Origin of the sequence: Pseudomonas sp. NPDC089534 (assembly GCF_044749305.1) — a bacterium.
Classification (GTDB): Bacteria; Pseudomonadota; Gammaproteobacteria; order Pseudomonadales; family Pseudomonadaceae; genus Aquipseudomonas; species Aquipseudomonas ekonensis.
In genome coordinates, this window is the sequence record NZ_JBIVHR010000081.1 from 16,181 (window position 1) to 27,710 (window position 11,530).

16 protein-coding genes are annotated in these 11,530 nt (G+C 63.3%); 6 read left to right on the plus strand and 10 right to left on the minus strand.

The window, feature by feature from the left end:
• Nucleotides 1-13 precede the first annotated feature (13 nt).
• A complete protein-coding gene (locus tag ACIP0B_RS21645) occupies nucleotides 14-907 on the plus strand; it encodes a ZIP family metal transporter (protein ID WP_400835846.1) in 894 nt (297 codons plus the stop codon).
• Nucleotides 908-944: 37 nt separating this feature from the next.
• On the opposite strand, the gene ACIP0B_RS21650 is transcribed toward ACIP0B_RS21645, so the two are convergent.
• The 10 genes from ACIP0B_RS21650 to ACIP0B_RS21695 form a co-directional block, all read right to left on the minus strand.
• A complete protein-coding gene (locus ACIP0B_RS21650) occupies nucleotides 945-1,220 on the minus strand; it encodes an HPr family phosphocarrier protein (RefSeq protein ID WP_400835848.1) in 276 nt (91 codons plus the stop codon).
• A 15-nt stretch (nucleotides 1,221-1,235) separates the two neighbouring features.
• The gene (gene rapZ / locus ACIP0B_RS21655; RefSeq protein WP_085578593.1) at nucleotides 1,236-2,093 is read right to left on the minus strand and encodes an RNase adapter RapZ; all 858 of its coding nucleotides are present in this window, start codon (nucleotides 2,091-2,093) and stop codon (nucleotides 1,236-1,238) included.
• Nucleotides 2,094-2,095: 2 nt separating this feature from the next.
• The gene (gene ptsN, locus ACIP0B_RS21660) at nucleotides 2,096-2,560 is read right to left on the minus strand and encodes a PTS IIA-like nitrogen regulatory protein PtsN (RefSeq protein ID WP_400835850.1); all 465 of its coding nucleotides are present in this window, start codon (nucleotides 2,558-2,560) and stop codon (nucleotides 2,096-2,098) included.
• Between the two features lie 11 nt (nucleotides 2,561-2,571).
• Complete coding sequence (hpf, locus tag ACIP0B_RS21665; RefSeq protein ID WP_085578597.1) at nucleotides 2,572-2,880, minus strand: ribosome hibernation-promoting factor, HPF/YfiA family; 309 nt, start codon at nucleotides 2,878-2,880, stop codon at nucleotides 2,572-2,574.
• A gap of 73 nt (nucleotides 2,881-2,953) precedes the next feature.
• Nucleotides 2,954-4,447 carry an RNA polymerase factor sigma-54 gene (locus ACIP0B_RS21670; RefSeq protein WP_400835853.1) on the minus strand — a complete coding sequence of 498 codons (1,494 nt, stop codon included), beginning with the start codon at nucleotides 4,445-4,447 and terminating at the stop codon, nucleotides 2,954-2,956.
• A 188-nt stretch (nucleotides 4,448-4,635) separates the two neighbouring features.
• The gene (gene lptB, locus ACIP0B_RS21675) at nucleotides 4,636-5,361 is read right to left on the minus strand and encodes an LPS export ABC transporter ATP-binding protein (protein ID WP_400835855.1); all 726 of its coding nucleotides are present in this window, start codon (nucleotides 5,359-5,361) and stop codon (nucleotides 4,636-4,638) included.
• Entirely contained in the window at nucleotides 5,361-5,909 is a 549-nt protein-coding gene (lptA, locus tag ACIP0B_RS21680) for a lipopolysaccharide transport periplasmic protein LptA (RefSeq protein ID WP_217893646.1), read from the minus strand. Before lptA ends, lptB begins: the two co-directional genes overlap by 1 nt.
• Complete coding sequence (gene lptC, locus ACIP0B_RS21685; RefSeq protein WP_400835858.1) at nucleotides 5,896-6,468, minus strand: LPS export ABC transporter periplasmic protein LptC; 573 nt, start codon at nucleotides 6,466-6,468, stop codon at nucleotides 5,896-5,898. The genes lptA and lptC overlap by 14 nt, the downstream gene beginning before the upstream one ends.
• Before the next feature lie 8 nt (nucleotides 6,469-6,476).
• Nucleotides 6,477-7,001 (minus strand): KdsC family phosphatase, encoded by a 525-nt coding sequence (locus ACIP0B_RS21690; protein WP_400835860.1) that lies wholly within the window; start codon nucleotides 6,999-7,001, stop codon nucleotides 6,477-6,479.
• A complete protein-coding gene (locus ACIP0B_RS21695) occupies nucleotides 7,002-7,976 on the minus strand; it encodes a KpsF/GutQ family sugar-phosphate isomerase (RefSeq protein ID WP_400835862.1) in 975 nt (324 codons plus the stop codon).
• A gap of 277 nt (nucleotides 7,977-8,253) precedes the next feature.
• On the opposite strand from ACIP0B_RS21695, the gene ACIP0B_RS21700 reads away from it, so the two are divergent.
• Genes ACIP0B_RS21700 through ACIP0B_RS21720 form a run of 5 tightly spaced genes read left to right on the plus strand, consistent with a single transcriptional unit; the run spans nucleotide 8,254 to nucleotide 11,294 of the window.
• Entirely contained in the window at nucleotides 8,254-9,066 is an 813-nt protein-coding gene (locus ACIP0B_RS21700; protein ID WP_064593401.1) for an ATP-binding cassette domain-containing protein, read from the plus strand.
• On the plus strand, nucleotides 9,066-9,863 hold the full coding sequence (mlaE, locus tag ACIP0B_RS21705; protein WP_400835864.1) for a lipid asymmetry maintenance ABC transporter permease subunit MlaE: 798 nt from the start codon (nucleotides 9,066-9,068) through the stop codon (nucleotides 9,861-9,863). Before ACIP0B_RS21700 ends, mlaE begins: the two co-directional genes overlap by 1 nt.
• The gene (gene mlaD, locus ACIP0B_RS21710; RefSeq protein ID WP_085578615.1) at nucleotides 9,863-10,330 is read left to right on the plus strand and encodes an outer membrane lipid asymmetry maintenance protein MlaD; all 468 of its coding nucleotides are present in this window, start codon (nucleotides 9,863-9,865) and stop codon (nucleotides 10,328-10,330) included. The genes mlaE and mlaD overlap by 1 nt, the downstream gene beginning before the upstream one ends.
• An 11-nt stretch (nucleotides 10,331-10,341) precedes the next feature.
• The gene (locus ACIP0B_RS21715; RefSeq protein WP_400835867.1) at nucleotides 10,342-10,992 is read left to right on the plus strand and encodes a phospholipid-binding protein MlaC; all 651 of its coding nucleotides are present in this window, start codon (nucleotides 10,342-10,344) and stop codon (nucleotides 10,990-10,992) included.
• The gene (locus tag ACIP0B_RS21720) at nucleotides 10,989-11,294 is read left to right on the plus strand and encodes a lipid asymmetry maintenance protein MlaB (protein WP_400835869.1); all 306 of its coding nucleotides are present in this window, start codon (nucleotides 10,989-10,991) and stop codon (nucleotides 11,292-11,294) included. Before ACIP0B_RS21715 ends, ACIP0B_RS21720 begins: the two co-directional genes overlap by 4 nt.
• The last annotated feature ends 236 nt before the right edge of the window (nucleotides 11,295-11,530 follow it).

Genomic DNA, 11,530 nt, shown 5'->3' on the forward strand with positions numbered 1-11,530 from the left:
TTCAAGGCTGACTATGGGCACTGGAACACTGGCGATCGGCAGCGGGCGGATGTTCCGTTACGCGTTCGGCTCGCTGCTGCTGTTGGCGGGCATGACCTTGCTGGTCGCCCACGGGCTGGAATGGCTGGATCTTGAGCCGAGACTGTCGCGGGCGTTGCAGGGCGGGGCGGTCTGCGCCCTCGGCACGGCGCTGGGGGCGGTGCCGGTGCTGGTGATCCGGCGCATGCCGCAGGCGCTCAGCGATTCTTTGCTGGGGTTCGGCGCCGGCGTGATGCTGGCGGCGACGGCGTTTTCGCTGATCGTGCCGGGCATCGCCGCCGCCGAGAGCCTGGGCATGACGCCGTGGGGCGCCAGCGGCCTGATCTGCCTGGGCATCCTGTCCGGTGCGTTCGGGCTGTACCTGGTGGATCGCCGGGTCTCCGGTGCGACCCCGGAAATGCTGGTCGGCACCGTCGAACACCCGGTGATCCCGCCGCGCATCTGGCTGTTCGTGTTCGCCATCATCGCCCACAACATCCCTGAAGGCATGGCCGTGGGCGTGTCGGCCGGCGGCGGCATGCCGGACGCGGACAGTCTGGCCATGGGCATTGCCTTGCAGGATGTGCCGGAGGGGCTGGTGATTGCGCTGGTGCTGGCCGGGGCGGGGATGTCGCGTGTGAAGGCGTTCCTGATCGGGGCCGCGTCAGGGTTGGTGGAGCCGGTGTTTGCGCTGCTGTGCGCGTGGCTGGTCAGCCTGGCGCAGGTGCTGTTGCCGTTGGGGCTGGCGTTGGCGGCGGGGGCGATGCTGCTGGTGGTGACCCACGAAGTGATTCCGGAGTCGCGGCGCAACGGCCATGACAAGCTGGCCAGCCTGGGGTTGCTGGTGGGCTTTTGCCTGATGATGGTGATGGATACGGCGTTGGGCTGATCTCGGGAGGGCGCCTTCGCTCTCCTGAGAAGGGCGGTCAGCCGCCTTCGTCGAAATAGTTGTTGATCAACGTCACCAGCGCATCCATGGCTTCGTTCTCTTGATGCCCTTCGGTGCTCAGGTGGATCTTGGTGCCCTTGCCGGCGGCCAGCATCATCATGGCCATGATGCTTTTGCCGTCCACCGTGGTTTCCGGCGTGCGTCCGACCCTGATCGTGCAGTCCGGAAACTGGCCGGCGACGCCAACGAATTTGGCCGATGCCCGGGCATGCAGCCCCAGCTTGTTGATGATTTCGATTTCCAGAGCAGGCATCGCGGTGTGGATCCTTTAGGTGAGGTCGCGGTGGCGAACCTGGACGTTCTTCAGGGTTTTTTGCAGGGCCTGGCCCAGGCGCTCGGTCAGGTAGACGGAGCGGTGGTGCCCGCCGGTGCAGCCGATGGCAATGGTGACGTAGGCGCGGTTGCTGGCGGCAAAGCGCGGCAGCCACTTGAGCAGGTAGGCGTAGATGTCCTGGAACATCTCCTCGACCTCCGGCTGCGCCGCGAGGTATTCGGCCACCGGCTCGTCCAGGCCGGACTGTGCACGCAGTTCGGGCTTCCAGTACGGATTGGGCAGGCAGCGTACATCGAACACCAGGTCGGCATCCACCGGCATGCCGCGTTTGAAACCGAACGACTCCACCAGGAACGCAGTGCCCGGTTCCGGTTGGTTCAGCAGGCGCAGCTTGATGGTGTCACGCAACTGGTACAGGTTCAGGCTGGTGGTGTTGACCTTCAGGTCCGCCAGGTCGGCGATGGGGCCGAGCAGGGCCGTTTCGTCCTCAATGGCTTCGGCCAACGAACGGTTGGCGCTGCTGAGCGGGTGCCGGCGGCGGGTTTCCGAGAAGCGCTTGAGCAGGGTCTCCTCGTCGGCGTCCAGGTAGAGGACGTCGCACTGGATATGCCGGCTGCGGACTTCTTCGAGCAGTTCGGGAAAACGCGACAGGTGGCTCGGCAGGTTGCGCGCATCGATCGAAACGGCGACCAGCGGCTGCGACAGTTCGGTGTGGATCAGCGCACGCTCGGCCAGGTCCGGCAGCAGGCCGGCCGGCAGGTTGTCGATGCAGTAGTAGCCGTTGTCCTCAAGGACATCCAGTGCGGTGCTTTTCCCCGAGCCGGAGCGGCCACTGACGATGATCAGACGCATGGTTACTGCCCGTTCTGCTCGTCCAGGACAACCTGATACAAGTCTTGGTTACTGGCGGCGCGACGCAGTTTTTCGCGTACTTCCTTGCGGTCGAGCATGCTTGCGATCTGGCGCAGCAGCTCCAGGTGCGCATCGGTGGCCGCTTCCGGGACCAGCAGGACGAACAGCAGGTCGACCGGGGCGCCGTCAATGGCGTCGAAATCGATGGGGGCTTCAAGGTGCATCAGTGCGCTGATGGGCGACTCGCAACCCTTGAGGCGGCAGTGCGGAATGGCGATGCCGTTGCCGAAACCGGTGGAGCCGAGCTTCTCACGGGCGATCAGGGCCTCGAAGACATCTTGCATCTCCAGATCCGGCACTTCCCGGGCGATCAGGTTGGCAATTTGTTCGAGGGCTTTCTTTTTGCTGCCGCCCGGCACGTTCACCAGGGAACGGCCGGGGGTCAGGATACTTTCAAGTCGGATCATGGAGTGGGGGGTTATCGACCGGTAGCGCCCTGAAGGACTTTCTGGGTCTTTTCCTTATGCGTTTTGAGTTGGCGATCCAGTTTGTCGGTCAGGAGGTCGATGGCTGCGTACATGTCGTCATGTTCGGCATTGGCCACCACTTCCTTTCCCGGCACATGCAGCGTGGCTTCGATTTTCTGTTTGAGCTTCTCGACGGTCATGATCACCTGAACGTTGGTGATCTTGTCGAAATGTCCCTCGATCTTCTTGAGCTTGGACTCGACGTACTCGCGCAGAGGGGCGGTCACTTCCAGTTGGTGTCCACTGATGTTGACTTGCATACAGCTTCTCCTTCGTTGCCAGTGCATAAAGCGGCAGGCGGGATAGCCTGCCACTGGAACGCTGTAACGTGGCTTACATCAACCGCTTGCGTTCGCTCGAAGGCGCGATCCCGAGGGATTCGCGGTACTTGGCGACGGTGCGGCGAGCCACCTGAATGCCTTGTGCCTCCAGTAAACCAGCGATCTTGCTGTCGCTCAACGGCTTTTTCTGATTTTCCGCGGCAACCAGTTTCTTGATGATCGCGCGGATCGCCGTGGACGAGCATTCGCCGCCTTCGGAGGTGCTGACGTGGCTGGAGAAAAAGTATTTCAGCTCATAAATGCCCCGGGGGGTATGCATGAACTTTTGCGTGGTCACCCGGGAAATCGTCGACTCGTGCATGCCGACCGCTTCGGCGATGTCGTGCAGCACCAGGGGTTTCATGGCTTCGTCGCCGTACTCCAGGAAACCGCGCTGATGCTCGACGATCTGGGTCGCCACTTTCATCAGGGTTTCGTTGCGGCTCTGCAGGCTCTTGATGAACCAGCGCGCCTCTTGCAACTGGTTGCGCATGAAGGTGTTGTCGGCGCTGGTGTCGGCGCGGCGCACGAAGCCGGCGTACTGGGCGTTGACCCGCAGGCGCGGCACGGACTCCTGGTTCAGCTCGACCAGCCAGCGCTCGTTGTCCTTGCGCACGATGACGTCCGGCACCACGTACTCGGCTTCGGTCGATTCGATCTGCGAGCCCGGGCGCGGGTTGAGGCTCTGCACCAGTTCGATGACCTGGCGCAGTTCGTCTTCCTTGAGCTTCATGCGCCGCATCAGCTGGCTGTAGTCGCGGCTGCCGAGCAGGTCGATGAAGTCGGTGACCAGGCGCTTGGCCTCTGTCAGCCAAGGGGTCTTGGCCGGCAGCTGACGCAATTGCAGCAGCAGGCATTCGCCCAGGTTGCGGGCGCCGATGCCGGCCGGTTCGAATTGCTGGATGCGGTGCAGGACAGCTTCGATCTCGTCGAGCTCGATGTCCAGCTCCGGGTCGAACGCGTCGAGGATTTCCTCGAGGGTCTCGTCGAGGTAGCCCTGATTGTTGATGCAGTCGATCAGGGTCACGGCGATGAGTCGGTCGGTATCCGACATCGGCGCCAGGTTCAACTGCCACAGCAGGTGGCTTTGCAGGCTTTCGCCGGCCGACGTGCGGGTGGTGAAGTCCCACTCGTCGTCATCGTTGCCGGGCAGGCTGCTGGCGCTGGTCTGGTAGACGTCTTCCCAGGCGGTGTCGACCGGCAGCTCGTTGGGGATGCGCTCGTTCCATTCGCCGTCCTCGAGGCTGTCCACCGTGGGGGTGGTTTCCTGGTAGGACGGTTCCTGGATCTCGGTGTTGGGCTTCTGTTCGGCGTTGTCGGCCATGGGATCGGAATTGTCGAAGTCGTCGCCGTCTTCCTGGCGTTCGAGCATCGGGTTGGATTCCAGGGCCTCCTGGATTTCCTGCTGCAGGTCCAGGGTCGACAATTGGAGCAGGCGGATGGCCTGTTGCAGCTGCGGCGTCATAGTCAGCTGCTGGCCCATTCTCAAGACTAGCGATGGTTTCATGGCAGGGGCTTAACACCTTATTTGCCGGCGCACATGCGCCATCCACTACAGGGCGCCGAAGCGCCAAACTTAAGCAAATTATATGCCTGAAACTGAAGTGTTTGCCTAGAGCGCTGTAACAATTAAAGCGCATAAAACAGCGCTTTGATTGATGCAGCGCATGGCCGGCAGGGCGGGCACCTCGGCGCTTACAGGCGGAACTCGTGGCCCAGGTACACTTCCTTCACCAGATTGTTGGCGAGGATGGTGTCCGAGTCGCCTTCGGCGATCAGTTGGCCGTCGTTGACGATGTAGGCCGTTTCGCAGATGTCCAGGGTCTCGCGGACGTTGTGGTCGGTGATCAGCACGCCGATGCCCTTGGCCTTAAGGTGATGGATGATCTGCTTGATGTCGCCCACCGAGATCGGGTCCACGCCGGCGAACGGTTCGTCGAGCAGGATGAATTTCGGTGCGGTGGCCAGGGCGCGGGCGATTTCCACGCGACGGCGCTCGCCGCCGGACAGGCTCATGCCGAGGTTGTCGCGGATGTGGCTGATGTGGAACTCCTGCAGCAGGCTTTCCAGCTCCTTGCGCCGGCCGGCCTTGTCGAGCTCCTTGCGGGTCTCGAGGATGGCCATGATGTTGTCGGCCACCGACAGCTTGCGAAAGATCGACGCTTCCTGCGGGAGATAGCCGATGCCGGCCTTGGCGCGCCCGTGCATCGGCTGGTGGCTGACGTCCAGGTCGTCGATCAGGACGCGGCCCTGATCGGCCTGCACCAGGCCGACGATCATGTAGAAGCAGGTGGTCTTGCCGGCGCCGTTGGGGCCGAGCAGGCCCACGATCTGACCGCTGTCGATCGACAGGCTGACGTCGCGCACGACCTGACGGCTCTTGTAGCTCTTGGCCAGATGCTGGGCTTTCAGGGTTGCCATTACTGGGCCTTCTGTCCGTCGGTTTTCTGTTTCGGCTGGATCACCATGTCGATCCGCGGACGCGACTCGGTCACCTTGTTGCCGGTGGCGCGGCCTGCGCTGGCCAGCTTCTTCACCGTGTCGTAGACGATCTTCTCGCCCTGGGTGGTGTTGCCGTCCTTGTCGATGACCTTGGCGCGGTCGATCAGCACGACGCGGTTCTGCTGCGCGTGGTACTGGATGGTCACGCCGTAGCCCTGGACGGGCTTGGTGTCGCCCTGGGTCTGCAACTGCTCGAAGTAGGCCAGGTTGCCCACCGAGGTCACGACGTCGATGTCGCCGTTGGGGGCGCGGGTCATGGTCACGGTGTTGCCTTTCACGATCATGGAACCCTGGGTGATGATCACATCGCCCTTGTAGGTCGCCACACCGTTCTTGTCGTCGAGCTGCGCGTCGTCGGCCTGGATGCGGATCGGCTGCTGGCTATCGTTCGGCAGGGCCCAGGCGCTCGCGCTTCCCAGTGCTGCGCCCAGACTGAGCAAAATAGGGAGGGTTTTAACGAGCCTCATACTGTCCTCTTACGTTCGATAGCAGGTGGATCCTGCTGTCTTTCAAATACGCTTTCATTCCCTTGCCGGTCGATACGCCGCCAGCGCCGTCGATTCTAACGGGTTGCTCGGTCTGCGCATATTGCTCCTGCGGGAACACGGTCATGCGGGTGGTGGTGATCAGGGTGTCGCGGTTCTTCTCGTCGGTGCGCTTGATGCGCACCGAGTCGATCAGTTCGACTTCGGTGCCGCCGGGGTTCACTTCGCCGCGCTCGCTGGTCACGTGCCAAGGATACTCGGTGCCGCGGAACATGTTCAGGTCGGGCTTGGTGACCAGGGTGATGTCGGTCGCCTTGACGTGCTCGGCCTTCTGCGACGTCATTTCGTACTGCACCTTGCCGTCTTCCAGGTACTGCAGCGTGTGGGTGTTGGTCGCGTACCAGTCGATCGGGCTTTCCTGGGCCGATACCGCCGGCTTGTCGAGGAAGCGTTCCGGGCTGATGTTCCAGTAGCCGACCGCACCGAAGATCGCCGCGATGCAGCAGAACAGCAAGATGTTGCGAAATTTTTTGCTAAACATGGTCTGGCTCACAGGTACGCGGCGTTGGCGGCATCGAGGCGGCCCTGGGCGCGCAGGATCAACTCGCAGAACTCCCGTGCGGCGCCCTCGCCGCCGCGGGCCTGGGTGACGCCATGGGCATGTTCGCGCACGAAGGCGGCGGCGTTGGCCACGGCCATGCCCAGCCCCACGCGGCGGATCACCGGCAGGTCGGGCAGGTCGTCGCCCAGGTAGGCGACCTCTTCATAGCTTAGGCCCAGTTGCTCCAGAAGGCCGTCGAGCACCACAAGTTTGTCTTCGCGGCCCTGAAACAGGTGCGGGATGCCCAGGTTCTTGGCCCGGCGCTCCACCACGGGGGTCTTGCGGCCACTGATGATCGCGGTCTGCACGCCGGCGTTCATCAGCATCTTGATGCCTTGGCCGTCCAGGGTGTTGAAGGTCTTGAATTCGCTGCCGTCTTCGAGGAAGTACAGGCGGCCGTCGGTGAGGACGCCGTCGACGTCGAAGACCGCCAGCTTGATCGCTTTGCCGCGTTGCAGCAGGTCGTTGCTCATTTACATGACTCCTGCGCGCAGCAGGTCGGACAGGTTGAAGGCGCCGACCGGGCGATCCTCCGCGTCCACGACCACCAGCGCATTGATTCGGTTGTCTTCCATGATCTTCAGGGCTTCGGCGGCGAGCATCTCGGCGCGGGCGGTCTTGCCGTGGACGGTCATCACCTGGTCGATGACGGCGCTGTGCACGTCGATGTTGCGGTCCAGGGTGCGGCGCAGGTCGCCGTCGGTGAAGATCCCGGCCAGCTTGCCGTCGGCCTCGAGGACCGCGGTCATGCCCAGCCCCTTGCGGCTCATTTCCAGCAGCGCATCCTTGAGCAGGGTGCCGCGCTGCACCTGCGGCAGTTCATCGCCGGCGTGCATGACGTTTTCCACCTTCAGCAGCAGGCGCCGGCCCAGGGCGCCGCCCGGGTGGGAGAACGCGAAGTCTTCGGCGGTGAAACCGCGGGCTTCCAGCAGCGCCACGGCCAGGGCATCGCCCATGACCAGCGCGGCGGTGGTCGAGGAGGTCGGCGCCAGGTTCAGCGGGCAGGCCTCGTGCTCCACCTGCACGTTCAGGTTGACTTCGGCGGCCTTGGCCAGCGGCGATTGGGGGTTGCCGGTCACGCTGATCAGCTGGATGCCCAGGCGCTTGATCAGCGGCAGCAGGGTGACGATCTCGTTGGTCGAGCCGGAATTGGACAGGGCCAGGATCACGTCCTCGCGGGTGATCATGCCCATGTCGCCATGGCTGGCTTCGGCCGGATGGACGAAAAAGGCCGGGGTGCCGGTGCTGGCCAGGGTCGCGGCGATCTTGTTGCCGATGTGCCCGGACTTGCCCATGCCGACCACGACCACACGGCCCTTGCTGGCCAGGATCATCTCGCAGGCGCGCACGAAATCGGCGTCGATGTGGGCCATCAGGCCTTGCACGGCTTCCGCTTCGAGGCGGACGGTGCGTTGTGCCGATTGGATCAGGTCGCTGGATTGGCTCATGTCAGAAATCGTATAGCCCGATGAAAAGGCGGCGATTATAGCGGTTCTGTCGAAAAGCCTCACGCAAGTTCGTCGCGCTTTGCCCTTTGCGGCCGCCGAAACCTGCCTGGACGGAGGGGCAGAGCCCTTCGGCGGGCAAAAAGCGGGGCGGTCGAGACCTTGGGCGCTTGCCCATTGCAATGATATAGTTCGCCGCCAGTTCGGCCTGCCCGGGACGCTTGTGCTTTATTCACCAAGCCTGGCGTCCGAGTGAGAGGCTGCATCGCAAGGAGTTTAGATGAGTGCCGATAACGCCTACGCGGTCGAGCTGAAGGGAGTCTCCTTCAAGCGCGGTGCGCGGAGCATTTTCAATAACGTCGATATCCGCATCCCCCGCGGCAAGGTCACCGGCATCATGGGACCTTCCGGGTGCGGCAAGACCACGCTGCTGCGCCTGATGGGCGCCCAGCTGCGCCCGTCCAAGGGCGAAGTGTGGGTCAACGGCCAGAACCTGCCGAAGCTTTCGCGCAGCGATCTGTTCGATGCGCGCAAGCACATGGGCGTGCTGTTCCAGAGCGGCGCGCTGTTCACCGACCTCGACGTGTTCGAGAACGTCGCCTTCCCGCTGCGCGTCCACACCGACCTTCCGGAAGAGATGATCCGCGACATCGTGCTGCTCAAGCTGCAGGCGGTGGGGCTGCGCGGGGCCATCGAGCTGATGCCTGACGAGCTGTCCGGCGGCATGAAGCGCCGGGTCGCCCTGGCGCGCGCCATTGCCCTGGATCCGCAGATCCTGATGTACGACGAGCCTTTCGTCGGCCAGGACCCGATCGCCATGGGCGTGCTGGTGCGCCTGATCCGCCTGCTCAACGACGCGCTGGGCATCACCAGCATCGTGGTTTCCCACGACCTGGCCGAGACCGCGAGCATCGCCGACTACATCTATGTGGTGGGCGACGGGCAGGTGCTGGGGCAGGGCACGCCGGACGAACTGATGGGCTCGGACGATCCGCGCATCCGTCAATTCATGACCGGCGAACCCGACGGGCCGGTTCCGTACCACTTTCCAGCGCCGGATTACCGCGCCGATCTTCTGGGGAAGCGCCGCTGATGCGCAGAATTACATTGATGGAGCGCGTGCGCCGCTTCGGTCTGGCCGGCATCGACACCGTCGCGGTGTTCGGCCGTTCGACCCTGTTCCTGTTTCACGCCCTGCTGGGCCGCGGCGGCATCGGCAGCGGCTTCGGCCTGCTGGTCAAGCAGCTGCACTCGGTCGGCGTCATGTCGCTGGTGATCATCGTGGTCTCCGGCATCTTCATCGGCATGGTGCTGGCGCTGCAGGGGTTCAATATCCTGTCGAGCTACGGTTCGGAGCAGGCGGTGGGGCAGATGGTGGCCCTGACGCTGCTGCGCGAGCTGGGGCCGGTGGTGACGGCGCTGCTGTTCGCCGGGCGCGCCGGTTCGGCGCTGACGGCGGAGATCGGCAACATGAAGTCCACCGAGCAGCTCTCCAGCCTGGAGATGATCGGCGTCGACCCGCTCAAGTACATCATCGCCCCGCGCCTGTGGGCCGGCTTCATTTCCCTGCCCGTGCTGGCGATGATCTTCAGCGTGGTGGGCATCTGGGGCGGCTCGTGGGTGGCGGTCGACTGGCTGGGGGTCTATGAAGGTTCCTACTGGTCGAACATGCAGAACAGCGTCAGCTTCGGCGACGACGTGCTCAACGGCATCATCAAGAGCGCGGTCTTCGCCTTCGTCGTGACCTGGATCGCCGTATTTCAAGGCTATGACTGCGAACCCACTTCCGAGGGGATCAGCCGTGCCACCACCAAGACCGTGGTATATGCCTCGCTGGCAGTGCTCGGCCTGGACTTTATTCTGACCGCTTTGATGTTTGGAGATTTCTGATGCAAAACCGCACCCTGGAAATCGGTGTCGGCCTGTTCCTGCTGGCAGGGATCCTGGCTTTGCTGCTGCTTGCGTTGCGGGTCAGCGGCCTGTCTCCGACCTCGTCCACCGATACCTATAAGCTTTATGCCTACTTCGACAACATCGCCGGCCTGACGGTCAGGGCGAAAGTGACCATGGCCGGCGTGACCATCGGCAAGGTCACGGCGATCGATCTGGACCGTGACAGCTTCACCGGCCGGGTGACCCTGCAGGTGGACAAAAGCGTCGACAACCTGCCGACCGACTCCACAGCATCTATCCTGACGGCTGGACTGCTGGGCGAGAAGTACATCGGCATCAGCGTGGGCGGGGAAGACACCCGGCTCAAGGATGGCGGAACCATTCACGACACCCAGTCGTCGCTGGTGCTGGAGGACCTGATCGGTAAATTCCTGCTCAATACCGTTAGCAAAGACGCCAAATGAGGAGCTTTCGAATGATCTCTACCTTGCGACGTGGCCTGTTGGTGTTGCTCGCGGCGCTGCCTCTGGTGGCCAATGCCGTGGCGGCGCCTTCGGCGCACGATCTGGTTCAGGACACCACCAACCGGATGCTGGCGGACCTTGCCGCCAACAAAGAGAAGTACAAGCAGGATCCGGCCGACTTCTACGCCGCGCTCAACAGCATCGTCGGCCCGGTCGTGGATGCCGAAGGCATTTCCAAGAGCATCATGACGGTCAAGTATTCGCGCAAGGCCACGCCGGCGCAGATGAAGACCTTCGAGGAAAACTTCAAGCGCGGCCTGTTCCAGTTCTACGGCAACGCCTTGCTGGAGTACAACAACCAGGGCATCACCGTCGATCCGGCCAAGGACGAGTCGGGCGACCGCACCAGCGTCGGCATGACCGTCAAGGGCAGCAACGGCGCGATCTACCCGGTCTCCTACACGCTGGAGAAGATCAACGGCGAGTGGAAGCTGCGCAACGTGATCATCAACGGCATCAACATCGGCAAGCTGTTCCGCGATCAGTTCGCCGACGCCATGCAGCGCAACGGCAACGACCTGGACAAGACCATCAACGGCTGGGCCGGTGAAGTGGCCAAGGCCAAGCAGAACGCCGAACACCAAGAGAAGCCCGCGCAATGACCGAGTCGGCCGTTCGTCTGGACCAGGCCAGTGAGCTGCAGCTCAGCGGTGTGCTGGACTACCGCACCGGCCCCGGCCTGCGCGAGCAGGGCCGGGCGCTGATCAAGTCCTGCACGGCGCCGGCGCTGGTGATCGACTGCTCCGCGGTGGAGAAGTCGAGCAGCGTCGGGCTGTCGCTGCTGCTGTGCTTCATCCGCGATGCGAAGGCCGCCGGCAAGTCGGTCAGCATCCGGGCGATGCCCGAAGACATGCGCGAAATCGCCCAGGTCAGCGAGCTGACCGAGCTGTTGGCGCAACCCTGAACCCGCATCGACGAGAAAGCCCCCCGTCAGAGTCCTGCGCCGCGGGGTTCGCAGGCGCGGGGCTTTTTTGTATGATGTCCGACCCGCGCGCACAGGGCGCCGATTGAGGTTGAGCATGCAGGCCGTAGAAGTGAAGAGCTTCCTTGAAGGAAAGCTGCCAGGAACGCAGGTGGAAGTTGAAGGCGACGGCCAGGTTTCCCTCGGCAACACCGTGATGAAAGGCAACGCGAAGAAGG